Source organism: Massilia solisilvae, from assembly GCF_024753215.1.
Taxonomy (GTDB): domain Bacteria; phylum Pseudomonadota; class Gammaproteobacteria; order Burkholderiales; family Burkholderiaceae_D; genus Telluria; species Telluria solisilvae.
Genome location: NZ_JANUGV010000004.1, coordinates 14,280 through 38,745, shown reverse-complemented (window position 1 = coordinate 38,745; position 24,466 = coordinate 14,280). Strand labels below are relative to the sequence as shown.

Sequence of the window (24,466 nt, the reverse complement as noted above, 5' to 3'; positions counted from 1 at the left end):
CACTTTCGCGTCCGAGAGAAGGAAAACAACGACATGCAAAAGCAGCACCGATCCGCTCGTGCCATCGCCGGCATTGTTCTGGCCTTGGCAAGCGCCGCATGCGCGCAGGCCCACGCCGCCGCGCCGTCCGCCACGCACAAGAAGGCGCACGCGCAGGAACGCAAGAAGACCGCGCCGGTGACCGGCAACGCCATCTCGCTGGCGGCGATGGATAACGCGGTCGATGCCTGCGATGACTTCTACCTGCGGGCCTGTGGCGGCTTCATTGCCACGGCAAAGACGGACGCGGCGCATCCGACGATCCATATGATCAGCCAGCAGTTCGAAGCCAATCTCGAGCACAGTTTCGAGACCCTGTTTGCCCAGGACGTGTCGGGCGACCCCGAGCTTGCACGGCTGAAGACCTTCTACTCCTCCTGCCTGGCCGGCAATGCGTCCGATGGCGCGATCGTCAAGCAATGGCTGGCCCGCATCGATGCCGCGCAGTCGCCCGCCCAGATCCAGGATCTGCTGCTGGCGTTGAACGCCATCGGCGTGGAGCCATTCTTCGAGTACAGCGGACAGCCCGACCGCAAGCAGTGGGACCGCTACCGCGGCGAGATCAACAACCCTTATCTCTTTGGGAACCAGCAGGCCGTCGAGCGCACCTTCGCCGCCGCCGGCATGGGACAAGAAGACGCCAGGCGCGACGCGGCAGCGGTGGCATCAATGGTGGCGGCCCTGCGCAAGCACCTGGGCAACCGCTACGACGCGGACGCGGCCGAAAACCCACGCACGCTGGCCCAGCTTGCGCAACTGGCGCCGTCGATCGACTGGCCCCACTTCTTCGAGATGGCCGGCGCCCCGCCCGGCGGCGTGGTCAACCTGACATCGCCCGCTTACCTGCAGGCGGTCGAAAAGGAACTGTCCACCCGCACGCCGGCCGAGCTGCGTGCCTTCATCCGGTGGTCGTTCCTGTTCTCGCTGCGCGGCGAACTGCCGTCGCCCTACAACGCTGCCTTCGGCGACCTCAGCCCGGCGCTGCGCGTCCAGCTGGGCAACCCAGTCGGCCAGTGCCGCGACGCCACCGTGCGCGCGATGGGGGTCGAGTTCTCGCGCCAGTACGCGACCCGCGTGCTGGGCTGGAAGGCGCGCGACGCGGCGCAGAAGATCGCCTCCGACATCAAGGAACGCATCGTCGCCGCCGTCGCCGGCGCGCAATGGCTCTCGCCGGAAGGAAGGAAAGCGACGGCGGACAAGCTGGCCAAAACCGACCTGAAGATCGGCTTCCCTGACCAGTGGCCCGAGGTCGGCAGCTACCCGCTGGACGCATCTGGCTTCCTGTCCAACGTGCTGGCGGCGCGCACTTACGAACAGCGCCGCACGTGGGCGCGCGTGGGCAAGGAGCATTCCCTCACCGCCTGGGACATGATCGTCAGCCCGTGGGTTGGGGATGGCATGGCGGCGGCGCGCCTCGTGGTGCCCAACGGCTTTCCGGACGCGCTGTCGAATTCGATCATCATGACCGCGGCCTACCTCGGTTCGCCGCGCTTTGACGCCGACGCCGCGCCGGAACTGAACTACGCCACCTTCGGCACGGTCTTCGCGCACGAGTTCGTCCATGTGGCCGAAATGCACATGTACGGCCCCGACGGGCGTGAGCAGGAACTCTGGAGTGACGCCGACATCAAGGCCGAGGAAAACCAGGGCCAATGCGTGATCGACCAGGCCAATGCACACGAGCCGCTGCCCGGCATGAAGCTGAAGGGCCAGCGCCAGTACCAGGAAAACGTGGCCGATTACGGCGGGCTGCGCCTGGCCTTCGAAGCGCTGCAGGCAAGGCTTGGCGAGGCAAGCCTCTACCGCCGGGACGCCAGCGGCACATCGCCGGCCCAGCGATTCTTCTATCGGTTCGCGCAGAACTGGTGCACGGCACACACCCCCGAGTTCCTGCACAAGGTGGTCGAGTCCGATAGCCATGCACCGACCGCGTACCGGGTCAACGCCCCGCTGTCGAACCTGCCCGCGTTCAGCCGCGCCTTCAGCTGCAAGGCCAATGCGAAGATGGTGCGCGCGGCCACGCAGCAGTGCCGGGTGTGGTAGCCCGGAGGCCCTGTGATACGCATAGCGAATCACAGGGCCTCTTACGACATATTGGACAAATCACAGCACCTGCGGCACCCTAGGGCAATTCATTCAGCAGTCCAGGAGACAAGCGCATGCCCACCTACCGTTCCCGCACCACCACCCAAGGCCGCAACATGGCGGGCGCCCGCGCCCTGTGGCGCGCCACCGGCATGAAGGACGGCGACTTCGACAAGCCGATCATCGCCGTGGTGAACTCGTTCACCCAGTTCGTGCCGGGCCACGTGCACCTGAAGGACCTGGGCCAGCTGGTCGCGCGCGAGATCGAGGCGGCCGGCGGCGTGGCCAAGGAATTCAACACCATCGCGGTGGACGACGGCATCGCCATGGGCCACGGCGGCATGCTGTACTCGCTGCCCTCGCGCGACCTGATCGCCGATTCGGTCGAATACATGGTCAATGCGCACTGCGCCGACGCGATGGTGTGCATCTCCAACTGCGACAAGATCACCCCCGGCATGCTGATGGCCGCCATGCGCCTGAACATCCCAGTGGTGTTCGTCTCCGGCGGGCCGATGGAAGCGGGCAAGGTGGTCAAGGTGGTGGGCAACGACCAGAAGGTCATCAAACTGGACCTGATCGACGCCATGATCAAGGCCGGCGACACGGCCGTGTCCGACGCCGACGTGCTCGAGGCCGAGCGTTCGGCCTGCCCCACCTGCGGCTCGTGCTCCGGCATGTTCACCGCCAATTCGATGAACTGCCTGACCGAGGCGCTGGGCCTGTCCTTGCCGGGCAACGGCACCATCGTCGCCACCCACGCCGACCGCCGGGACCTGTTCCTGCGCGCCGGCCGGCTGATCGTGGAACTGGCTAAACGGTATTACGAACAGGACGACGCATCGGTCCTCCCGCGCAGCATCGCCACCAAGGCCGCTTTCGAAAACGCGATGGCGCTGGACGTGTCGATGGGCGGCTCCACCAACACCGTGCTGCACCTGCTGGCCGCCGCGCACGAGGCCAAAGTGGAGTTCACCATGGCCGACATCGACCGCATCTCTCGCAAGGTGCCCTGCCTGTGCAAGGTCGCGCCCATGACCGACAAGTTCCACATTGAGGACGTGCACCGCGCCGGCGGCATCACCGCCATTTTGGGTGAGCTGGCGCGCGCCGGCCTGCTCGACACCACGGTGCCATCGGTGCACAGCAAGTCGCTGGCCGAGGCAATCGAAAAGTACGACATTCGCAAGAGCGACGACCCGGCCGTGCACGAGCTGTTCCGCGCCGCGCCGGGCGGCGTGCCGACCCAGGTGGCGTTCTCGCAGTCCGAGCGTTATGCGCAGAACGACCTCGATCGCGCCAACGGCTGCATCCGCGACCGCGAGCACGCCTATTCGCAGGACGGCGGCCTGGCGGTCCTGTACGGGAACATCGCCGAAAAAGGCTGCATCGTGAAGACCGCTGGCGTGGACGAGAGCATCCTCAAGTTCTCCGGCAAGGCGCGCGTGTTCGAGAGCCAGGACGCGGCGGTGGAAGCCATCCTCGGCGACCAGGTGCACGCCGGCGACGTCGTCATCGTCCGTTACGAAGGTCCCAAGGGCGGCCCCGGAATGCAGGAGATGCTGTACCCCACCTCGTACATCAAGTCCAAGGGCCTGGGCAAGGCCTGCGCGCTGTTCACCGACGGCCGCTTCTCGGGCGGCTCGTCGGGCCTGGTGATCGGCCACGCTTCGCCCGAAGCGGCGGAAGGCGGCGCGATCGGCCTGATCGAGGACGGCGATGCGGTGGACATCGACATCCCCAACCGCAGCATCGACCTGCGCGTGCCGGCCGACGAACTGGCGCGCCGCCGCGCCGCGATGGAGGCACGCGGCCAGGATGCCTGGAAGCCCATCAACCGCGACCGCGTGGTGTCGCAGGCGCTGCAAGCCTACGCCGCGCTGACCACCTCGGCCGACCGCGGCGCGGTGCGCGACCTGTCGCAACTGAAGCGCTGATCGCGCGCGGCGGGATTCGCTTCAGCCACGCAGCAGCAATCCCGCCAGCACCAGCATGGTGGCGCCGGTGAGCGCCTCCACCACGCGCCACACTGCTGGCCGGCCGAGCACGAAAGCGCAGCGCCACGCCAGCAGCCCCAGTGCCGAGAACCACAACAGCGAGGCCGCCATCGCGCCGGCCGCGAACGAGCTGCGGTGACCTGCGGCCAAGCTGCTGCCCACCGCGCCCAGCAGCACCACGGTATCCAGGTACACATGGGGATTAAGCAGCGACATCGCCAGCACCGTGGCCACCGCCGTGCTTGCGGTGCCGGTCTGTGCTCCCGCGGCCAGTGACGGCCCGTCGCCGCCTTTCCAGGAACTGCCAAGGCAACGCAATCCGTACCACAGCAGGAAGGCCGCTCCGCCGTAACGGCAGGCGGCCAGCACCAGCGGCGACGACTCGACCACCGCGCCAAGGCCGGCCATCCCCAGGGCGATCAGGATCACGTCCACCAGCACGCAAATGACCACTGTCAGCCCCACGTGCCGGCCGCGGATGGCGGTGCGGATCACATGGGCGTTCTGGGCGCCGATCGGCATGATCAGGCTGGCGCCCATGCCCAGTCCCTGCACGAAAACCTGTTGGGAAAACACTGCTTGCTCCTTCTGTTCGTCGAAAACCCGAGCATGCCTTCCCCCGCCCTGCCGCATCAACTATATTAACGAAATATACCGAGCCATAAGCCGTGCTAATTGTATGAACATCGATCCACGCCGCAGCGAAGCGTTTGTCGCCGCCATCGACCACGGCAGCTTCGAGCAGGCGGCAGTCCAGCTGCACATCACGCCATCGGCCGTCTCGCAGCGTATTGCCGCGCTCGAGCACGACATGGGCGCCCCCTTGCTCGTGCGCTCCCGTCCGTGCCGGCCGACCGCTGCCGGCATCCGGCTGCTGCAGTTCCTGCGGCGGCGCGCGCTGCTGGAGGCGGAGTTCCTTGCCGAGCTGAGCAACGATGCCGGCCCGGCCCGCGTTGCGCTCGCGGTGAACAACGACACGCTCGCCACCTGGCTGTTGCCGGCGCTCGCGCCCATCCTGCTCACGGAACAGTTGCTGGTCGAGTTCGTGCTGGACAACCAGGGGCACACTGCGGCCCTGCTCGAACAAGGCCAGGCGGTCGCCTGCATTTCGTCGGTCGCCGCGCCGGTGCGCGGCTGCAGCGTCACGCCGCTGGGCCTGATGCGCTACCGCATGGTCGCCGCGCCGGAGTTTGCCAGGCGCTGGTTCCCGGCCGGGATGAACCGCGAGGCCGCGCGGCGCGCTCCGGTGATGGTCTTCGATCGCAAGGACCTGTTGCAGACCAACTTTCTGCTGCAGCACTTCGGCCTGCCGGAAGGCGCGTATCCGTTCCACTATGTGCCGGCCAGCGAACCCTACGCCGAAGCGATTCGGCTGGGCCTGGGCTACGGCATGCTGCCCCTGGAACAGTGCGCGACGATGCTGCAAGCCGGCGCGCTGGTGGACCTGACGCCGGGCCTGCACGTGGACGTTCCGCTGTACTGGCATGCGTGGCGGATCCAGCCGGCGCGCCTGGAGCGCATGGGCGCGGCGCTGCTGCAGGCGTCGCGTTCGGTCCTGTTGCCGCTGCCGGCCTGATGCAGAGGCAATTGTTGAGTTAGGATACAGCCTTCGACGGCTGCCCGCGGCAGCTCCTCTCACCGGCACCGCTGCGCGCGGCGCCCGACAGAAAAGGCCGCATTGATGTTTCATGCCCTCAAAAACCTCTTCGACCTCAGGCAGGACCAGCACGACCACGACGTTATCGACCACAGCATCCGCGCCGGCGTGCGCATCGGCGGGACCAACCTCTGGGTGCTGTTCTTCGCCATTCTCATTGCCTCGGTTGGCCTGAACGTCAACTCGGCGGCCGTGATCATCGGCGCCATGCTCATCTCCCCGTTGATGCGGCCAATCCTTGGCATCGGCTATGGCGCGGCCATCAGCGACTTTGCCCTGATTCGCAGCGCCGCGCGCAGCCTGCTGATCTTTGCCGTCCTGAGCGTGCTGACCTCGAGCCTGTATTTCCTGGTCAGCCCGCTGACCCAGGCGCAGTCGGAACTGGTCGCCCGCACCACACCCAACCTGTGGGACGTGCTGATCGCGTTCTTCGGCGGCTGCGCCGGCATCATCGCCCAGACCCGGCGCGAGGAATCGACCGTGATTCCGGGTGCGGCCATCGCCACCGCGCTGATGCCGCCGCTGTGCACCGTCGGCTACGGCCTGGCCACGCACAACTGGGACTTCCTGTTGGGCGCGGCCTATCTGTTCGCCATCAACGCGTTTTTCATCGCGCTGTCCACCTTCCTGTTCGTCAAGCTGATGGGCTTTCCGGAACACGAACAGGCAACCCCCACGCTGCAGCGCCGCGCCCACGCCGTGATCGCGATCGGGGTGCTGGCGCTGGCCCTGCCCAGCGGCTACCTTGCCTATGGTATGGTGCGCGACCAGATGTTCCTCGCCACCAGCAAGGAAGTGCTGCGCGAGCTCGAGACCCAGCCGGGCTCCTTCATCCTCTCGCGCGACGTCTCGGTGCGGGCGCGCCGCGTGGCCGTCACGCTGGGCGGCAACCCGCTGACTGCGGCCGCGCAGGCACGGCTGTCCGGCCAACTGCGCTCGGGCGGCTTCGCCAAGGCGACGCTGGTGGTGCGGCACGTGGGGCAGGAGAAGGTGGACCTGGCGGCCCTGCGCGACGAGCTCAAACGCGACATCTACAACAGCACCATCGACGAGCTGCGCGACCGCGCATCCAAGGCCGATGAGCTGAACCTGCAGCTGTCGAAGATGCAGGAAGCGAAGGCGCTGCAAGGCGAGATCATTCAGGAGGTGCTGGCGCAGTACCCGTCCATCGAGAGAATTTCGATCGCCGACGGTACTGCGGCAACCCGGCCGGATACCGCGGCCCCGGCAAATGAGGCCACGCCAGCCACCGCGCCGGCCGCCGGCAACCAGGCGCCGGCGCCGGTCACGGTCGTGCTGATCCAGGCCCAGCCGGCATTGGACAATGGCGATCTGGACCGGATCAAGGCCGGCCTCGGGGTGCGCCTGCACGGAGCCCGGCTGGAACTGGTCCAGCTTCCCGCTCGACCACAACCGGCGGCAGTGGCACAGAACAAGCGGCGCAAATCCGGCTCGGACAAGCGCACCTGAATAGCGCCCTCCTCTGCAATTTGCCCAAAGGATCACTGGATGAATTACGTTTTCCTCGATAACACGACCAGCGCCTGGACCGCCGCCACCGCCATCGCCGTTGCCGTCACACTCGGCCTGGTCGTGGTCAAGCGGGTGCTGGTGCGCCGCCTTGGCGTTCTGGCGGCGCGCACCGAAACGCGCATTGACGACATCGCCGTCGCGGCACTCGACTCGACCCATCTCGTGCTGCTGGCGGCGGTGGGGCTGTACGCGGGCGCGGCCACGCTGCGGCTGAGCGCCGGCGCCCACCTGTTCCTGCAGCGCGCCGCCATCACCGCCGCCCTGCTCCAGGTTGCGATCTGGGCGGACCGCGGCGTGCGCGCATGGCTTGGCTACTACCGTGCGCGCCGCGACGAAGACCCGGCGCGCGCCACCTCGGCGGCGGCGATCGGGTTCGTCGCCCGTCTGGCCTTGTGGGCGATCATCGCGCTGATGGTGCTGGACAACCTCGGCTTCAACATCACGACGCTGGTGGCGAGCCTGGGCATTGGCGGTATCGCGGTCGCACTCGCGGTGCAGAACATTCTGGGCGACCTGTTCGCCTCCCTGTCGATCGTGCTCGACAAGCCGTTCGTGATCGGCGATTCGATCAACGTCAGCGGCGTCGCCGGCACAGTGGAGCATGTGGGGCTGAAGACCACGCGTGTGCGCAGCCTGAACGGCGAGCAGATCGTGTTCTCGAACGCCGACCTGCTCAAGAGCCGCATTCACAACATGAAGCGCATGGAGAGCCGCCGAATCGTCTTTACCATTGGCGTGGTGTACGGCATCTCCGAGAGCGACATCCGGGTGATTCCGCAGCTGATCGAGAATATCATCCGCGCCCAGCCGGCGGTGACGTTCGACCGCGCCCATTTCAGCGGCTTCGGGCCCTCCTCGCTCAACTTCGAGGCCGTCTACATCGTCAACGACCCCGATTTCAAGGTGTACATGGACGTGCAGCAGGAAATCTACGTCCAGCTGTACGTCGAGTTCGGGCGGCGCGGCATCGAATTTGCATTCCCGACGCAGACCCTGCACCTGGTCGATGCCGCCGCCGTGGGGGTGACTTCGGTCGCCGGCACAGTCAGCGGCAAGGGGGTTCCCACCACCGACCCGGCATGAGCCGCGGGCTCGGCCAGGCTGCAGCAATCGTACGTCCTCAAACGACCTGTTCGGCTAGCATGTGGCCTGGGGGGCATGCATGTTCGGCCAGGTCGAGGAACAGGTACAGTACTACGTGGAATGGCTGCGGCTGCTGGTGGAGACGCTGGGCGCCCTGATCATCGCGGCCGGCGTGGTCGTGGTCGTCGTCGGCCTGGTCCGGCACGCCACCGTCAGCCAGCAGGCCCGCTTCACCCCGATCCGGCTGTCATTCGCGCGTTTCCTGACCCTTGCGCTGGAACTGCAGCTGGCAGCCGACATCCTGTCCACGTCGGTCGCGCCGAGCTGGGACCGGATCGGCAAACTGGCCGCCATCGCGATCATCCGAACAGCGCTGAACTTCTTCCTCAGCCGCGAGATGAAGGACGAGCAGGCCAGCGAGGAGCCGGCGCTGAAACAGCACCAGGCGATTGCGGACCGGTCACACTAAGGTCAACGGTTGCTGGCGACTTGCGGCCCGTGCGAATCCCGCTCATGAATCGGCGGCCGGTTTGGCCGCGCGAACATCATGAAACGCTCGGCCAGCGAATGCTACAGAAGCCCGATCGCCTGCTTCAACTGCGCCAGCCGTTCCTTGTTGACGCAATAGCACACACGCTTGTCGTCGGCCGCGCCTTCGATCAGGCCGGCCTCTTTCAGGATCGTGACGTGCTGCGAGATCGTGGAGGCGGCCAGCGGCAGCACGTCGGTCAGCTTCCCGAAATAGCAATCGCCATAGTCCGCCAGGTGCCTGAGCAGGCGCACGCGGGCAGGATGGCCGAGCGCTTTGCACATGCGCGCAAGGTCATCGGCGTCAATGTCGGGGGCGTCGTTTGCGCCCGGGCGCGGGCCGCAGCAGGAACTGGTCATCGGGTCATCGGTTGTCGGGCGGATCAGCATAACATCAGTCAACGGGCATAGCGAGCGATGCGCTCGAACGGCCACGCGCCACCCGTACGGCCGCCAGATAGAAGGCGAACGAGATCACCGAGACCGCGAGCATCACCAGCACTAGCCCCGACGGTGTGCCGGAGGCGTGCAGGAACATGGCCGCCAGCAAAGGGCCCGCGGCCTTTGACAGCAGCGATGGCGCTGCCATCGCGCCGGCAATCGCACCATAGTGCTCGCTGCCGAACAGCGCTTGCGGCAAAGTGCCGCGCACGATGGTCAGGATCCCGTTACTGAGCCCGTACAGGATGCAGAATGCGGCCGCGGCCGACGCCTGCGCGCCGCCGAGGTAAAGGATCAGCAACGCGGCGGGCAGCGTGGCGAACGTGAGCTTGCCAACGCCCTGCGGCGTCACCCTGCATGCAAATGCCATTTCGCACAGCCGGCCCGCTACCTGCATGGGGCCAATCATGGCGGCCAGCAGGACCGCAGTTCCCGCCGCCACCCCAAGCTGGCGCAGCAACGGGATCAGGTGGGCCGCCATCGCGGAAAAGACAAAGGTGTTGGCCGAAAAAGCGAATGCCAGCATCCAGAACACCGGCTGGCGGACAGCCTGCGCCAGGGTATGCCCCTTCGCACTGGCGGTTCTTGCCGCTCTGCTGGAAACGCCACCACGGCCGAGCAGCAAATGCAGGGGAAAGCACACCAGCGCTTGCGCGCCGGCATACCACAGGAAGGTGGCGCGCCATCCCAGCCTGGCGTCGAGCCAGCTCGTCAGCGGCCAGAACAAGGTACTGGCAAGGCCGCCGAACAGCGTCAGCGTCGAGATGGCCCGGCGCGCGCCGGAAGCGAGCTCGCGGTTGATGGTCGCGAACGCCGCCTCGTACAGCGTGAGCGCCATCGCCAGGCCGATCAGGCTCCAGGCGCCGTAGTAAGAGACCACGCCGCTCGCGCTACCGAGCCAAGCCAGGCCTAGTGCGCTGAGCAGGGAACCGGCTGCCATGACGTAGCGCCCGCCGAAGCGGTCGAGCAGCACGCCTACCGGGGTGGCGGCCAGTCCGGAAACCAGCAAACTCCATGAGAAGGCGCCAAACACGAGCTCCGGCCCCATCCCAAGCTCGGCCTGGATGCGCGGCGCCACCACCGCAAAGGCATAGTAGAGCGCCCCCCAGGAGGTGATTTGCGTGACGGCGAGAATGCCAACGGTTGCGCGGGCGTGTGCGGTGGATGTTCCCGACATCTTCACGCGCAGCAGTGTGCGCCGGACAGCGCCAGCATACGGAACCAGCGCGCAGGCAGCTCCTTGAGTCGAAGCGTGCCGGTGCCCGCGGCGGGTTTGGCGTCACCGCAGCAGCCGGAGGACTGGTCCTGCGCATTGCCGCGCGGCCCGGGGCCGCCGCAGCAACCGGAGCGCTTTTCCGTCTCCGCGTCCTCGTAGGCCAGGCGGGTATTGCACACACCCGTCTCGGGCAACTCAAGCTGCACATCGTCGGCAGCGCCCATGTCCCCGGCGAGCGCGGCGACCACCGAGCGCACCTGTTCGTACCCGGTCGCCATCAGGAAGTTGGGGGCGCGGCCGTAGCTCTTTGCGCCAACGGCGTAGTAGCCGGATTCGGGATGCGCCAGTTCGCGGTGCCCGTGCGGACGCACGGAGCCGCAGCTGTGTTCGTTCGGGTCGATCAGCGGCGCGAGCAGGTCCGTGCTCTCCAGCCAGGGGTCATGCCGCACGCGCAGCTCGCGGGTGATGGAAAGGTCCGGTCGCGCGCCGGTGGCGCACACAATGCGGTCGATGCCGTCGATCGCCGGCGCGGCGCCGTCTTTCGGTTCACCGATCACGCGCAGCTTGCCGCCGGATCCGACGATCTCGCGGATGCGGAAGTCCTGGTGCATCTCGAGCGAACCCGAATCGCGCAGCGCCTTCAAGCGCTGGCCAAGCTGGCCGCGCGCACGCAAGCCATCGGCGTCGCCCCCACCGAAGACACGCGCCAGCTGGCCGCTCCTGGTCGCCCACACGATGCTGGTGCGCGGGTCCTGTTCCGCCAGCTGGGCAAGGGCCAGCAAGCTGCCGGCTGCCGAGTGTCCCGCGCCGACGACCAGCACCCGATGGCCCGCGTAGCGCGAGCGTTCCTGGCCCGCCACATCCGGCATGCCGTAGGCGATGCGTTCGCACAGCGCGCTTTCGCCGATCGCCGCGATCCCGTTCGCGCCGAGGGGATTGGGATGGGACCAGGTGCCGGTGGCGTCGATCACCGCGCGCGCCAGGAATTCCTGTGGGCCCTCGGCCGTCTGCGTGCGCACAATGAAAGGCGCCGCTTCCCTGCCCTTGGTCTTCACTTTGTCGAAACCGGCGCGGGTGATCGCGATAACGCGCTGGCCGAACTTGAGATGCGGTGCGAGCGCAGGAAGGCTGGCCAACGGCGCAAGGTACTGGTCCACCAGCTCGCCGGCGGTCGGCAAGCCATCGTCGGCGGGCGCATTCCAGCCGTGTTGCAGCAACAGGCGGCGCGCGGCCTTGTCCACATTGAACTGCCACGGTGAGAACAGCCGCACATGGCGGTAGGTGGCGAGGTTGGCCGCGACGGCAGAGCCGGCCTCAAGGACCAGCGGGGTCAGCCCGCGTGCGAGCAGATGGGCGGCAGAGGCCAGTCCCACCGGGCCAGCGCCCAGCACTGCAACAGGAAGATTGTCTGGGGTCGTATCCGTACTCATCGTTCTTCTCCTTGTATTGTCCTGCACTGCATTCAAGAATGGGCGAATTAATCGTTCGTAATTCGACGAACAAACAATAGCAAGGGCAATTCCGTTCGTCAACACATTTCTAGAAATATCGAAATGATTCTTCGTGTCGCTGTCCTCGGTCAAAGATTTCGACTATACTCGAACAATCAAATTGAAAGGCTTGAGATGAACACCACAGACGCCATCACTGCCCTTGCCGCACTGGCGCAGGAATCGCGCCTTTCCACGTTCCGGCTGCTCGTTCAGGCCGGGCCGGAGGGCCTCGCGGCCAGCAAGATCTCCGAGGCGCTCGGCGCGCCCGCATCCTCCATGTCCTTCCACCTGAAAGAGTTGACCCACGCGGGCCTGATCCTGCCCCGGCACGAGGGCCGCTTCGTCATCTATTCCGCCAACTTCGACAAGATGAACGGCTTGCTCGCCTTCCTGACCGAGAACTGCTGCAGCGGCGCTTCCTGCGTCCCGGCGCCTGCTAACGGCTGGGCCACAACTGACTAAGCCGATCCTCATGACCACCAGTACCTACAACATCCTCTTCCTCTGCACCGGCAATTCCGCGCGCAGCGTCATATCCGAAGCCCTGGCCACCATCCTCGGCCAGGGCCGCTTCACTGGCTACTCGGCCGGCAGCAAGCCCACCGGCGCCATCAACCCGTTCGCCATCGAGCAGATCAAGGGACTGGACCCGGCCTACCCCACCGACGGGCTGCGCAGCAAGAGCTGGGACGAATTCGCGCTGCCCGCCGCGCCGCACATGGACTTCATCATCACCGTCTGCGACAACGCCGCCGGCGAAGCCTGTCCCTTCTGGCCTGGCAAGCCCGCGACCGCGCACTGGGGCTATGAAGACCCGGCCGCGGTCACCGGCTCGGATGAAGAAAAGCGCGCGGCATTCGCGACGGTGTTTGCCCAGATCAGGCGCCGCATCGAGGCCTTCGTGGCCCTGCCGATCGAGTCGATGGATGCGGACGCCCGGCGCCGCGCCATCAGGGAAATCGGCAATCTGCCGCTGTAAAACGAACCAGGAAGAGAGCAACGCATGTCCGTGCAATGTGAAGTGAGCAGCACCCGGGCCGCCCCTGCCCCGCTGGGATTTTTTGAACGTTACCTGACAGCCTGGGTCGGCCTGTGCATCGTCGCCGGCATCCTGCTCGGCCAGGCCTTCCCTGGCCTGTTCAAGGCCGTCGGGGCGATGGAGATCGCGAAGGTGAACCTGCCTGTCGGTGTACTCATCTGGGTGATGATCATCCCGATGCTGGTCAAGATCGACTTCGGCGCGCTGGACCAGGTCCGCGCGCACGTCAAGGGCATCGGCGTGACGCTGTTCGTCAACTGGCTCGTCAAGCCGTTTTCGATGGCCTTGCTGGGCTGGATCTTCATTCGGCACCTGTTCGCACCGATGCTGCCCGCAGGCCAGCTTGACAGCTACATCGCCGGCCTGATCCTGCTGGCGGCAGCGCCGTGCACCGCGATGGTGTTCGTCTGGAGCCGGCTTACCAACGGCGACCCGTACTTTACGTTGTCCCAGGTAGCCCTGAACGACCTGATCATGGTGTTTGCCTTTGCGCCGATCGTCGCGCTGCTGCTCGGTGTGTCCAGCATCACCGTGCCGTGGGAGACCCTGATCGTCTCGGTGATCCTGTACATCGTGATCCCGGTGCTCATCGCCCAGTGGCTGCGCCGCGCGCTGCTGGCCAAGGGCCAGGCGGTGTTCGATACGGCGATCGGCCGCATCGCGCCATGGTCGATTTCGGCCCTGCTGCTCACGCTGGTGCTGTTGTTTGCCTTCCAGGGTGACGCGATCCTGAAACAGCCAACGGTCATCGCACTGCTGGCGGTGCCGATCCTGATCCAGGTCTTCTTCAACTCGGCGCTGGCCTACTGGCTCAACCGCAAGGCGGGCGAGAAGCATTGCGTCGCCTGCCCTTCGGCCCTGATCGGCGCATCGAACTTCTTCGAGCTGGCCGTGGCCGCCGCGATCAGCCTGTTCGGGTTCGAATCCGGCGCGGCGCTCGCGACCGTGGTCGGCGTGCTGATCGAAGTGCCGGTGATGCTGCTGGTGGTACGCGTCGTCAACGCGAGCCAGGGCTGGTACGACGCGGGCCGCGCTGCATAACCAGGAACCATTCATGACCTCACCAACCATCCGTCCCGCCACGCGCGCCGATGCCCCTGCCGTGGCAGGCATCTACAACCCCTACATTGAACAGACCACGATCTCGTTCGAGGAAGTGCCGGTGACGGCGGACGACATGGCCCGTCGCATCGATGATGTCAACAACGCCGGGCTGCCATGGCTCGTGCTCGAGGCCGATGGACGAGTGCGTGGATACGCCTACGCGACCAAATGGCGGGTGCGGCCGGCCTACCGGCACTCGGTCGAGACGTCGGTTTACCTGGAGGGTGGCGCGCAGGGCCAGGGCTGGGGCGGCGCGTTATACCGCGCGCTGATCGAACTGTTGCGCGCAAAGGGCATCCATCTGGCCATCGGCGGGATCGCCCTGCCGAACGAGCGCAGTGTCGCCCTGCACGAAGCAGTGGGGTTCGCCAAGGCCGCGCACTTCAGCGAGGTGGGCTTCAAACGCAATCGCTGGATCGACGTCGGATATTGGCAGCTCAAGCTTTGACCCGCCATTGGCAATGAGCGACTGTTCGTGCACCGCGCATGCTTTCACCGCCGCCGCATCAAAGACCCGCCTCGATATGCGGTGAGCGCTGCCGTGCCGGGGCGACTCGGCTGAGCAGCTTGATCAGCTGGCCCGGCGGCACGGGCTTTGTCATGTGTTCGTCAAAGCCTGCGTGCACGGAATCGCGCCGGTCTTCGTTGCGGCCGCGCCCCGTCACCGCCAGCAAATATGGGCGCGGCGTCATCTGCGCCAATGCGCGCGCCACGTCGAGGCCGCCGAGCTTTGGCATACCCAGATCCAGGATGGCGATGTCTGCGGGGTGCTGCCGAAAACGCGCCAGTGCTTCTTCGCCATCGTGCGCCACCTCGACGTGCGCGCCGCGCAGCCGCAATAGCTGCGCCAGCGATTCGGCCGCGTCTTCGTTGTCATCCGCGATCAGGATGCTGGTGCCCGCGAGCGTCGCGCCAGCGCCGTCGGCGGCGCTGTGCGCCACGGGAGCGCCTGCGCATGTCGGCAGCACCACGGTGAATTCCGCCCCGCAGTCCTTGCCTTTGCTGTAGGCGGCGATCGTACCGCCGTGCAGCTCGACCAGTCCACGCGTCAATGCCAGGCCAATTCCCAGCCCGCCCTGCGACAGGTCGCGCGCGCGCACCGTCTGAACAAAAGGCTCGAACACGTGCGCCAGCATCTCCGGTTCGATACCGATGCCGTTGTCCGCCACCGTCAATGTCGCCGCGTCCCCATGCTGGCGCAAGCGCACCTCGATCCTGCCGCCGGGGTGCGTATATTTGGCTGAGTTGTTGACCAGATTGACCACGACCTGCGCCATGCGCAGCGGATCCACGTCCACCCACACCGCTTCCTGCGGCAGGTCGACGTGGATGTGGTGACGCGCGGTTTCGATCAGTGGCATGCTGATCTGCAGGGCTTCGCGCACGAGGTTGCCGAAGTCTGTGCTCTCCCTGTGCAGCTGGAACTTGCCGCGGCTGATGCGGCTGACATCGAGCAGGTCGTCCAGCAAGCGCGCCATGCGCCCGCTTTGCCGGCTGATCATCGAGGCGATCCACTCGATCCGGTCGGGCGTGACCTTCTTCGACAGCAGCAAGGATGCCGCGTTGGCGATAGGCGCCAGCGGATTGCGCAATTCGTGCGCCAGCGTTGCGATGAAAACGTCCTTGCGCTGGTCCGCGTCGCGCAGCTGCTCGATCGCGTGGCGCGTGGCCGTCACGTCCAGCGCGAGCGAGAACATGGTGTCCAGCTGGCCGCCTGCCCCGTAAATCGCACTGTTGTACCATTCGCAGTGCAGCACCCGCCCATCGCGCGTGACATTGCGGTTTTCGGAACGCAGGTACACCTGGCCGGACGCAAGCAGCTGCGACAACATCGACGTGACCGACTGCGCATCATCCGCGTGCACGAACAGGATCTCATCCATTCGCCTGCCCACCACCTCGGCCGCCTTCCAGCCAAACAGTTCTTCCGCGCGCCGGTTCCAGCGTCGCACCACCAGGTCGGCGCCCCATTCCACCGCCGCGAGCGGAGTGTTCTCCAGCAGCGCCCGCGATTTGACGAGGTCATGCCGGACCTGTTCCTCCGCATTGGTCCTGTCGGTGACATCATCGAGCGTGACGACGGCGCCGGTGATCGTTCCCGCCCGGTCGCGCATCGGCAAGCCGCTGACCGACAGCACCCGGCGGTTGCCGTCTGCGGCGCTCTCGACCAGCTCGCCCCGGAAGCTGGCCCCTTCCGCTATCCGGTCGGCCTTGTCGCCGACCAGCGAACGCACCGCCTCGCTTGCGGCTGCGAGCGGACCGATCCCCTGCGCCAGGCCAGCCAGGCTGGCTGCGCGTTCGTTGGCCATCACACAGTGATCGTCGCGGTCGATCACCACCACGCCCTCCGGCAGCTGCTGCAGGACCGACGCGAGCAATTCATGCGATTTTTGGGTTGCGCGCGCTTCGATCGTCTCGGCAAACGCGCGCTTCAGGCGCTCGTGCAGGGACATGTTTTCAGCCGCCAGTACGCCAAGCACCATGAGCGATGCCGCCAGGCCGTACAGCCGCCCGGCGTAAAAGCCGACATCGAAGCGCTGTCCGTTAAGGCCGGCCGACAAGCCCACGTCCAGCAGCCACGCCACCATGGCCACCGCAAGCCATATGTCGAGCAGCATCCACCGCCGGCGCCGGATCAGGCTGGCCAGGGCGGCCGCGCCGATCAACATGTCCAGCCGTACGCCAGTCTTGTAGGCCGCGGTGTGCAGGTCCCCATCCAGCAGGCGCGGGAGATGTGGCAGCAGGAGCGCCACCGCAAGCGTCATCCCCAGGGCCAGCAAGGCCGCGCCGGCCAGCCCGGTACGCACAAAAAACCGGGGCGCCGCTTGCCTGCCGCTGCTCGCATACCCGGCCACGAACAGTGGGAATACGCCGTGCGCCAGCAAGTACACCCAGGATGAGAGTTCGTTGTGGGCGTCGATGCCCAGCACAGCGAACTGGCCAGGGAACAGGACAACGTAGCACAGCGTCGCAATGGACGTGAACAGGTATCCGAACGCCAGCAATGCCACGCCGCGCGAGCGGCGCGCCGGCATCTGCCCGACCAGGAACAATGAGGTCAGCAGGTCGGTGATGACCAGCGCCGCGCCGTAGATACCGACAAATGCGAGTTCCCTCGGACACTGGAGACGAACGAAGGGCGCAAGGCCGACACTCCCCGCGAGAGAACATAGCAGCACCACCATGGCGCACTTCTTCTGCGACGTGGACGGCGCTTGTGATGCCAGGTCACAGCCAGGTGGCGCGGAGCTCGTATCCATGTGTCGTCCTGATGGGTTGACTCGGGGACAACGAAATGCATCTACTTTTTGTAGCATACAGCATGCGGGCCCAACCATGAGTTCTGTTGCGCGGCCTGCGGTCGCGCCACCCGCGCACTGGTCGCACCCGAAAAAAAAAACGCCCGCCCTGCGATTGCAGGCACGGGCGTCTGTGGACCGTGCGGCGCGTGGCCCGCGCGATCCCGGTGGCTTCAGCCGCGATCCTTGCGGCGGCGCGCCAGCGCGGCCAGCGCAGCGAGGCCGCCGAACATCAAGGCGTACGTGTCCGGCTCCGGGACAGGCGCCGCCGGGATGTTCTGCGACAGGAGGCTGCCAACCTTGTCGCCGCCGGCGCCATTGAACATTTCGACCTTCAGGTGGGGCGAGGTGAAGTTGGTGTTGGTGCCGGTGAAGGTGAACTGGAACATCATGTTGTCGGTCAGGGCCACGTGCATGCCGGAGTAACACAGGCTCTGCCCGACATGCGCGCCGCCGTCACAGCCGTTGGCCGTCAGCTCGTTCGACGACAGGGTCCAGTTGATCGCGTCGCCCGGTGCCGAGGTCAGGCTGACGCTATCGAAGGTGCCGATATCCTTGATTTGCAGGGCGCCCAGCGTGGTCGCGGTGAGCCAGTCGCCGGTGGGATTGGCGGCGTCGATTTCCAGGCTCAGGACGTTCCCGCTCCAGTTCGATGTGAACGTAACGCCCTGGTAGGTCAGCGTGCCGGCGCTGGCGGAGGTTGCGGTAATGCCTGCGACGAGCAGGCCTGCGATGACGGTATTTCGTACAGTATTCACGGTTCGCTCCTTGAGGTTGAGCGCCAGGTCGCCGGGGGTTCGGGACCTGGTGGCGGGCTGATGCGTGTCCGCACCCACAGCCTAAGCGTGTTCATGCGGGTTTTGTACAAAGCGCGAATCGAACGCATAAAAAAATTCGCAATCCGATGTCGCAATGCGACTCATCCATTGTGGACCGGGACATCTGTCCTGCCTTTCCCGCGCGCGCCCGGTACAAAACTACGCCCTCAAAAATAGCGCGATGTCCCATGCCCGCGCGTTCGTCGCTGCCTACACTTGCTCCATGCCTGATACGCATGTCACCGAACGAAGGACCGCATGACACGCTCGATGTCCGCCTGCTCGAACGCCGCGAGGTGGCTGTTGAAAGACGACGGCGGTTCACGCATGGAGTTCGTCCTGCTCGCCGCGATCATCGTGGCGCTTGGCGGACTCGCCTTTCTGGCGCTGCGCAGGCTGACATGGACGGAAACGTGAGGACGAGATGAGACTGGACGAAGCACGCGCAATGATCGAACTGCTCGCCATGCTGGTCACGGACCCGCGTACCGGCGTACTGATTGCGCTGCTGCTGGGCGCCGCCGTATTCGATTACCGCAGCTTTCGCATCCCGAACTGGCTCACCGCGAGCGGCCTGGCGTTCGGTATGGCGTGGACCATCCTGGTGCCGCCGCTGCCGGGCGCCGGCTGGAGTTTCCCCGTCGGCGGAGTCATGACCGGCTTTATCGCGATGTTCCCCATGTACATGCTGCGCGCAGTGGGCGCCGGCGACGTGAAGCTGATGGCGATGGCCGGCAGTTTCCTCGGATGGCACGACACACTGTTCGCGCTGTTAACCAGTTTCGTGGTGGGCGGCGTTGCTGCCGTGGCCTTCGCCGCGTGCCACGGCATGTTCGGGCGCCTGCTCGATAACACGCGCCAGTTGCTGTGCCACCTGGCGCTGTCGGCGGTTGGCGGCCAGCGCCCGGCCATGCAGCTGGGCGCGCACCAGTCGGCAGGAAAGCTGGCGTTCGGCGTGAGCATCGCGGTGGCCACCATCGGCAACGTCGTCGCGCGCCAGCTCGGTTTCATCTGATCGCAAAGGAATCGTCATGAAGAACATCAAAGGACTCATGCTCATCGTCCTCGCCCTGCTCACCGGCCTTGCCGCGGCGGCCTATGCGACCGGTTGGGTGGCGCAGCGCGCCGGCGTCGCGGCCAACAAGGTCGTGGTTGCCGCCGTCGACATCGAACTGGGCTCGCGCATCACGCCCGAAATGGTGACGGTGGCCGACTGGCCGGCCGGCTCGGTGCCGCCCGGCGCGTTTGGTCAAATCAAGGATGTACAGCAGCGCACGCTCAAGACGAGCCTGGCGCGGGGCGAACCGGTCATCGAGCGCAAGGTTGCGCCGGTCGGCACGCAGGGCGGCCTGTCGGCCGTGATCGCGGAAGGCAAACGCGCGATGACAGTGCGCGTGAACGACGTGGTGGGCGTTGCGGGCTTCGCCCTGCCCGGCACTTATGTCGACGTGATGGTCAACACGCAGCAGGAGCGCGGGCATAACGAACCGCCGCGCCAGGTCAGCAAGACCGTGCTCGAACAGGTGCTGGTGCTGGCGGTGGCGCAGGAAGCCGGGCGCGACGCGACCAAGCCGAAGGTGGTCAGCGCCGTGACGCTCGAACTGTCGCCGCAGGACGCGGAGAAGCTCGACCTGGCGCGCAGCGTGGGCTCGCTGTCCCTGGTGCTGCGCAACCAGGTGGACAAGCAGATGGTCGACACGCGCGGCATCACCAAGGACGAACTGTTCGGCGTCGAACCGGCGCGCCCGCCGGCAGCGCCCACGCCGCGACCGAAGGTGGTGCGCACCGTGGCATCGGCTGGCACCTGCGTCGAGGTGCTGCGTGACGGGCACCGCTACCTGAGCTGCTTCTGACCAGAACATCCCAACGGGAGAACACCGTGAACCGAACCATCCGAACCGCCGTGTGGCTGGCATGCGTGACCGTGTGCGGCGGCGCGAACGCCGCCAAAGTGGCCAAGCCGGCCGGCGTGAGCGACCGCCTGGTGCGGCACTGCGCGGGCGTGATCGAACGCCCGGCCGTCACCGTCATGCTAGGCAAGTCGCGGGTGATCCCGCTCAAGGCGCCGGTGACGCGGGTGGTGGTCGACGGTCCGGTGGTGGGCAAGGCTGCGGCGGCGGAAGGCGCCGCCGGTTCCGCCGCAACCGCCACGCCGGCTGACAGCAAATCCGGCATCGCCGACACCGACGTCCTGCTGCTCAGCCCAACCGACCTGTTCGTACGCGGACGCCGCGCCGGATCCATGAACGTGATCCTGCAGGAGTCGAACGGCGCCTGCTACCTGCAGGACATCGTGGTCTCGATCGACCCAGCGACCCTGCAGGCCAAGCTGGCCGAGGTGATGCCCGAGGAGAAGGAGATCCGCGTGAAAGCGGCCGAGAACGCGCTGGTGCTGACCGGCCGCGTCAACGACATGGCCAAGCTGGACGAGGCGATGCGCGTGGCCGCGGCCTATGGTGACGGCAAGCGCGTAGTCAACCTGCTGCGCGTGACCACGCCGCAGCAGGTCATGTTGGAGGTGAAGATCGCGGAGGTCAGCAAAACGCTGCTCGACCGCTTTGGCATCGACTATGCGCGCATGTTCACCTCCGCCGACGGACTGACCTCCCGCGTGATCTCGGGCATCTTCGGCGGCAACCCCGCCTTGTTCGGCAAATTCAACCGCAACAGCGCCGGCGGAACCGTGATGGGCGCGGCCGGCGCCTCGGTCAGTGGTGGCAGCGCGGCCGCCAACGCCACCATGAACACGGCATCGAGCGGGGCGACCCTGCTCGGCATCGATGCCGAGAAGAAGGATGGCCTGGTGCGCGTGCTCGCGGAGCCGAACATCATGGCAATCAGCGGCCAGTCGGCCAGCTTCCTCTCGGGTGGCAAGATCTTCATTCCGGTGGCGCAGACGCCGCAGGGCCTGGGCACCACCATCACCCTCGAGGAAAAGGAGTTCGGCGTCGGCCTCAAATTCTCGCCGACCGTGCTCGATGGGAGCCGCGTCAATCTCAAGCTGGTGTCCGAGGTGTCCGAGCTGTCGCAGACCGGCTCGCCGTTCACCACGGTCGGCAATGTCACCGCCATCCTGCCATCGCTGACCACACGGCGCGTGGACACGACGGTACAGCTGAACGACGGCCAGAGCTTTGCGGTGGCCGGCCTCATTCGCAACAACGTCACCGAGACCTTGAAGAAGTTCCCGGGCCTCGGCGACGTGCCGATCCTGGGGATGCTGTTCAGGTCCAGCGAGTTCCAGAAGGACCAGACGGAACTGGTGTTCATCGTGACGCCGCGTCTGGTCAAGCCGACCGCGACCAGCGCGGCACTGCCGACCGACGTTCACGCAGAACCATCGCGCGCCGATGCCGTGATCATGGGCGCATCCGAAGGCAAGCGCAGTGCGCCCTCGAAGTAAGGACGATCGACATGAAACCCACCGCATATTTCCTGTTCATTGGCATGCTCGCGGGCTGCTCGGCCACGCCGCAATACGACGCGCGTTTTGGCGACGCGGTGCGCCAGGCGCGCATGGCGCAAGTGCTCAACCCGGACGCGGGCCGCAATCCCGACCAGGCGCTCGGCATCGGCACCCAGCCCGCGATCGAGGCACAGAAGCGCTACCAGGACAGCTTCAAGGCGCCACCGCCAGTAACCAACGTGATCAATATTGGAGGAGCCGTCAACGGCGGCTCGACCAAGTAGCCAATCCGCTTCCGAGCGGTCATCCCCTGGGCCACAGCAGCCCACCATCCTCAATGAAAGGTACTGAAAATGAAAACACTTGCTCAATCGTTTGCTGATGCCGTGCGCTCGTTTGCCAACGACGAAGACGGTGCCCAGGTCGTCGAATACGCGCTGATCATTGCGGTCGTGTCGATCGCGCTGGTCGCAGCGCTGGCCGCGCTGGCGCCGGGGGGGCTGAAGGACTTCACCACCAACGTGACCGCCTGCCTGAGCGGCGGCACCTGCAAACTGACCGCAACGCCGGCCTGATTGAAAATGAAGCCGAGGGATCCGACCGCGGCAACGGCTGGACGCGAGGGCGGCACCATTGTCCTCACGTTCAGCCTCATGCTCCTGTTCCTGATTGGCTTCGCAGGCATCGCGATCGACTTGTCACGCCTGTTCATCGTGCGCACCGAGTTGCAGACGGCACTGGATAGCTGCGCCCTCGCTGCCGCCCAGGAGCTCGATGGTCAAAGCACGTCCACCACCAGGGCGATCAACGCCGGCATGGCGGCGGCAAACCTGAACCGGGTCAACCTGCAATCTGCAAACTGGGACGGGCAAGCCAAGGTCAGCGCCGACGACATCAGCTTTTTTGATTCGACCAACAGCGCCACCTCCGATTCGGTCGCCGCGCGCTACGTGCAGTGCCAGCATTCACAGCCCGGTGTGCACACCTTCCTGCTCCAGCTGCTGACCCGTTATTCCTCCGACGGCTTCCCGACCACGCATTCCGTGTATGCGGTGGCCGTGGCAACGCGCGGCCATGCGCAGAGCACCTGCCCCATCCCGGTGGCGCTGCGGGCCAAGGCCGGCAAAGGCCCTCCCAATTACGGATTCGCGCCGGGCGAATGGGTCACCATCTACGGCAAGAAGATTGGCGCCGGCCCCGGCGAAATGGGGTGGTACAACCTGGACGGCAGCAATGACGCGAAAGAGACCGCCATCGAACTGTCCGAGAACGGCAAATGCGGCGTCAAGGCCGGTGACTCGGTCGGCACGCCCGGTGCGCAAACCAGCGTCGACGTGCCGTGGAACCAGCGCTTTGGCATCTACAAGAACAAGGACTCGGCCAGCGACAACCATCCCGACTTTACCGGCTACGCTTACACGAGCACGAACTGGAGCAACAAGGTACCGCAAAATGCATTCAGCGGCGACGGCGGCATCGGCGCCACGGCAAAGAATTACCTCACCAAGCGCGCGGCATTTGCATCGTTCGACGACACCGGCACCGACTTGAAGGACGGCGCACAGATCGCTTTTGGCGACAGGAACGCGCTGAACAGCTTCAAGAGCGTGGCCACCCCAGGTGCCGGCGGCGAGCACGCGAGCTACGGCTACAACAGGCGCATCGTCATGGTCCCCGTGCTGGACACGACCAGCACCATCGTCGACTTTGCCTGCATGTTGATGTTGGCACCACTGGCCGGTCCCAACAACGACGGCCAGATGGAATTCATCGGCAACGCGTCCGCGATCGACACGCCCTGCACCACCAATGGCCTGGCCGGCGGCGTGGCCGGCCCGCTGGTCCCGGTCCTCGTGAGGTGAGCCATGAAACGCGAACACGGAACCGCCATCATCGAATTCGCGCTGATCTTCCCCATGATCGTGATGCTGATGTTTACCGTCACCGAATTCGGCCGCGCGCTGCAGCGCTACAACGCTGCGGTCAAGTCCGTGCGCGACGCGGCGCGCTACATGTCGGTGCAGCAGGCCGGCACCCATCAGGCGCAGTCGCGCAACCTGATCATGTATGGCACCGTGGATGGCAGCGGCAGCGCGCTCGACCCCGCTCTCACGACGGCCATGGTACCGGACCCGGTATGGCAGCTGGCCGGCAGCGACCCGCTGATCAACACCGTCACGGTGCGCATTACCGGCTATCAGTTCAAACCGGCGGTCGCGGAGGTTTTTGGCCTGGCCCTGCCGACCATCACCTTCGGCGACATCACTGCGACCATGAGGTGTCCGCTATGACGCGCCAGCATGGAGCCACCCTGGTGGAGTTTTCGCTGGTGCTGGTCCTGTTCCTGACATTCACGCTGGGGCTCATGGACTTTGCGCGCCTGCTCTTTACGTGGAATGCCGCGACCGAGGCAACCCGCCACGGTGCGCGCTACGCCGCCGCCTGCGTCGATCCAAACGGGAGCGATGGCGAACTGCTGAACAAAATGCGCGAGATGCTACCCGCGATTTCAGCCTATTCGATTGCATGGAATCCGGCCGGCTGCACGGCCAGCACCTGCCAGGGCGTGACGGTGACCATCACCGACTTCGACTTCCAGTGGCTGGCGCCGATTCCCGATGCCGTGCGCCCGACGATTCTCATCCCGGGCACGAACTTCAGCACCTACCTGCCCCGCGAAAGCCTGCGGCAGGACCCGTATTCCGCCACGTTTTGCCAATAAGTTCGG

25 protein-coding genes are annotated in these 24,466 nt (G+C 66.0%); 19 read left to right on the top strand and 6 right to left on the bottom strand.

Going from position 1 to position 24,466, the window contains the following annotated elements; translation table 11 throughout:
• Positions 1 to 33: 33 nt before the first annotated feature.
• Positions 34 to 2,082 carry a M13 family metallopeptidase gene (locus tag NX773_RS15215; RefSeq protein WP_258857173.1) on the top strand — a complete coding sequence of 683 codons (2,049 nt, stop codon included), beginning with the start codon at positions 34 to 36 and terminating at the stop codon, positions 2,080 to 2,082.
• Positions 2,083 to 2,198: 116 nt separating this feature from the next.
• Positions 2,199 to 4,061, top strand: a complete 1,863-nt coding sequence (gene ilvD, locus NX773_RS15210) for a dihydroxy-acid dehydratase (protein WP_258857172.1) — start codon at positions 2,199 to 2,201, stop codon at positions 4,059 to 4,061.
• Between the two features lie 21 nt (positions 4,062 to 4,082).
• On the opposite strand, the gene NX773_RS15205 is transcribed toward ilvD, so the two are convergent.
• On the bottom strand, positions 4,083 to 4,697 hold the full coding sequence (locus NX773_RS15205) for a LysE/ArgO family amino acid transporter (protein ID WP_258857171.1): 615 nt from the start codon (positions 4,695 to 4,697) through the stop codon (positions 4,083 to 4,085).
• Positions 4,698 to 4,800: 103 nt separating this feature from the next.
• Between NX773_RS15205 and NX773_RS15200 the strand changes: the two genes are divergently transcribed.
• The 4 genes from NX773_RS15200 to NX773_RS15185 all read left to right on the top strand — a co-directional run bounded on the left by NX773_RS15200 (position 4,801) and on the right by NX773_RS15185 (position 8,863).
• Positions 4,801 to 5,697, top strand: coding sequence for a LysR family transcriptional regulator ArgP (locus tag NX773_RS15200; protein WP_258857170.1), 897 nt, complete (start codon positions 4,801 to 4,803; stop codon positions 5,695 to 5,697).
• Positions 5,698 to 5,802: 105 nt separating this feature from the next.
• Positions 5,803 to 7,248 carry a DUF389 domain-containing protein gene (locus NX773_RS15195; RefSeq protein WP_258857169.1) on the top strand — a complete coding sequence of 482 codons (1,446 nt, stop codon included), beginning with the start codon at positions 5,803 to 5,805 and terminating at the stop codon, positions 7,246 to 7,248.
• A gap of 39 nt (positions 7,249 to 7,287) precedes the next feature.
• Positions 7,288 to 8,394, top strand: coding sequence for a mechanosensitive ion channel family protein (locus NX773_RS15190; RefSeq protein WP_258857168.1), 1,107 nt, complete (start codon positions 7,288 to 7,290; stop codon positions 8,392 to 8,394).
• A 79-nt stretch (positions 8,395 to 8,473) separates the two neighbouring features.
• Entirely contained in the window at positions 8,474 to 8,863 is a 390-nt protein-coding gene (locus NX773_RS15185) for a DUF1622 domain-containing protein (protein ID WP_258857167.1), read from the top strand.
• Positions 8,864 to 8,964: 101 nt separating this feature from the next.
• Here the strand turns inward: NX773_RS15185 and NX773_RS15180 are convergent, their stop codons facing one another.
• From NX773_RS15180 to NX773_RS15170, 3 genes are read right to left on the bottom strand one after another with little or no spacing between them, the layout of a single operon-like run.
• Positions 8,965 to 9,282: an ArsR/SmtB family transcription factor gene (locus NX773_RS15180; RefSeq protein ID WP_258857166.1), complete on the bottom strand. Its 318-nt coding sequence runs from the start codon at positions 9,280 to 9,282 to the stop codon at positions 8,965 to 8,967.
• Between the two features lie 34 nt (positions 9,283 to 9,316).
• Positions 9,317 to 10,540, bottom strand: a complete 1,224-nt coding sequence (locus NX773_RS15175) for an MFS transporter (RefSeq protein WP_258857165.1) — start codon at positions 10,538 to 10,540, stop codon at positions 9,317 to 9,319.
• A gap of 2 nt (positions 10,541 to 10,542) precedes the next feature.
• Complete coding sequence (locus tag NX773_RS15170) at positions 10,543 to 12,009, bottom strand: NAD(P)-binding protein (protein ID WP_258857164.1); 1,467 nt, start codon at positions 12,007 to 12,009, stop codon at positions 10,543 to 10,545.
• Positions 12,010 to 12,204: 195 nt separating this feature from the next.
• On the opposite strand from NX773_RS15170, the gene NX773_RS15165 reads away from it, so the two are divergent.
• The 4 genes from NX773_RS15165 to NX773_RS15150 are packed head-to-tail and all read left to right on the top strand — an operon-like array spanning position 12,205 to position 14,663.
• Positions 12,205 to 12,534, top strand: a complete 330-nt coding sequence (locus tag NX773_RS15165; RefSeq protein WP_258857163.1) for an ArsR/SmtB family transcription factor — start codon at positions 12,205 to 12,207, stop codon at positions 12,532 to 12,534.
• A gap of 10 nt (positions 12,535 to 12,544) precedes the next feature.
• Positions 12,545 to 13,051, top strand: coding sequence for an arsenate reductase ArsC (locus NX773_RS15160; RefSeq protein WP_258857162.1), 507 nt, complete (start codon positions 12,545 to 12,547; stop codon positions 13,049 to 13,051).
• Positions 13,052 to 13,075: 24 nt separating this feature from the next.
• Positions 13,076 to 14,152, top strand: coding sequence for an ACR3 family arsenite efflux transporter (gene arsB / locus NX773_RS15155; RefSeq protein WP_258857161.1), 1,077 nt, complete (start codon positions 13,076 to 13,078; stop codon positions 14,150 to 14,152).
• Positions 14,153 to 14,165: 13 nt separating this feature from the next.
• Positions 14,166 to 14,663, top strand: coding sequence for an arsinothricin resistance N-acetyltransferase ArsN1 family B (locus NX773_RS15150; RefSeq protein WP_258857160.1), 498 nt, complete (start codon positions 14,166 to 14,168; stop codon positions 14,661 to 14,663).
• Positions 14,664 to 14,721: 58 nt separating this feature from the next.
• Here the strand turns inward: NX773_RS15150 and NX773_RS15145 are convergent, their stop codons facing one another.
• Both NX773_RS15145 and NX773_RS23635 read right to left on the bottom strand, forming a co-directional pair.
• Positions 14,722 to 17,475, bottom strand: a complete 2,754-nt coding sequence (locus tag NX773_RS15145) for a PAS domain S-box protein (RefSeq protein ID WP_258857159.1) — start codon at positions 17,473 to 17,475, stop codon at positions 14,722 to 14,724.
• 212 nt (positions 17,476 to 17,687) lie between these two features.
• Positions 17,688 to 18,272 carry a PEP-CTERM sorting domain-containing protein gene (locus NX773_RS23635; RefSeq protein ID WP_258857158.1) on the bottom strand — a complete coding sequence of 195 codons (585 nt, stop codon included), beginning with the start codon at positions 18,270 to 18,272 and terminating at the stop codon, positions 17,688 to 17,690.
• 318 nt (positions 18,273 to 18,590) lie between these two features.
• On the opposite strand from NX773_RS23635, the gene NX773_RS15135 reads away from it, so the two are divergent.
• The 9 genes from NX773_RS15135 to NX773_RS15095 all read left to right on the top strand — a co-directional run bounded on the left by NX773_RS15135 (position 18,591) and on the right by NX773_RS15095 (position 24,460).
• Positions 18,591 to 18,749, top strand: coding sequence for a hypothetical protein (locus NX773_RS15135; RefSeq protein WP_258857157.1), 159 nt, complete (start codon positions 18,591 to 18,593; stop codon positions 18,747 to 18,749).
• A 7-nt stretch (positions 18,750 to 18,756) separates the two neighbouring features.
• Positions 18,757 to 19,347 carry an A24 family peptidase gene (locus NX773_RS15130; protein ID WP_258857156.1) on the top strand — a complete coding sequence of 197 codons (591 nt, stop codon included), beginning with the start codon at positions 18,757 to 18,759 and terminating at the stop codon, positions 19,345 to 19,347.
• Between the two features lie 16 nt (positions 19,348 to 19,363).
• On the top strand, positions 19,364 to 20,185 hold the full coding sequence (cpaB, locus tag NX773_RS15125) for a Flp pilus assembly protein CpaB (protein ID WP_258857155.1): 822 nt from the start codon (positions 19,364 to 19,366) through the stop codon (positions 20,183 to 20,185).
• Between the two features lie 26 nt (positions 20,186 to 20,211).
• The gene (locus tag NX773_RS15120; protein ID WP_258857154.1) at positions 20,212 to 21,735 is read left to right on the top strand and encodes a type II and III secretion system protein family protein; all 1,524 of its coding nucleotides are present in this window, start codon (positions 20,212 to 20,214) and stop codon (positions 21,733 to 21,735) included.
• Positions 21,736 to 21,746: 11 nt separating this feature from the next.
• Positions 21,747 to 22,022, top strand: coding sequence for a hypothetical protein (locus NX773_RS15115; RefSeq protein WP_258857153.1), 276 nt, complete (start codon positions 21,747 to 21,749; stop codon positions 22,020 to 22,022).
• A gap of 69 nt (positions 22,023 to 22,091) precedes the next feature.
• Positions 22,092 to 22,313, top strand: a complete 222-nt coding sequence (locus NX773_RS15110; RefSeq protein WP_258857152.1) for a Flp family type IVb pilin — start codon at positions 22,092 to 22,094, stop codon at positions 22,311 to 22,313.
• A 6-nt stretch (positions 22,314 to 22,319) separates the two neighbouring features.
• The gene (locus tag NX773_RS15105; RefSeq protein WP_258857151.1) at positions 22,320 to 23,600 is read left to right on the top strand and encodes a pilus assembly protein TadG-related protein; all 1,281 of its coding nucleotides are present in this window, start codon (positions 22,320 to 22,322) and stop codon (positions 23,598 to 23,600) included.
• Between the two features lie 3 nt (positions 23,601 to 23,603).
• Positions 23,604 to 24,029: a TadE/TadG family type IV pilus assembly protein gene (locus NX773_RS15100; protein ID WP_258857150.1), complete on the top strand. Its 426-nt coding sequence runs from the start codon at positions 23,604 to 23,606 to the stop codon at positions 24,027 to 24,029.
• Positions 24,026 to 24,460 (top strand): TadE/TadG family type IV pilus assembly protein, encoded by a 435-nt coding sequence (locus tag NX773_RS15095; protein ID WP_258857149.1) that lies wholly within the window; start codon positions 24,026 to 24,028, stop codon positions 24,458 to 24,460. Before NX773_RS15100 ends, NX773_RS15095 begins: the two co-directional genes overlap by 4 nt.
• The last annotated feature ends 6 nt before the right edge of the window (positions 24,461 to 24,466 follow it).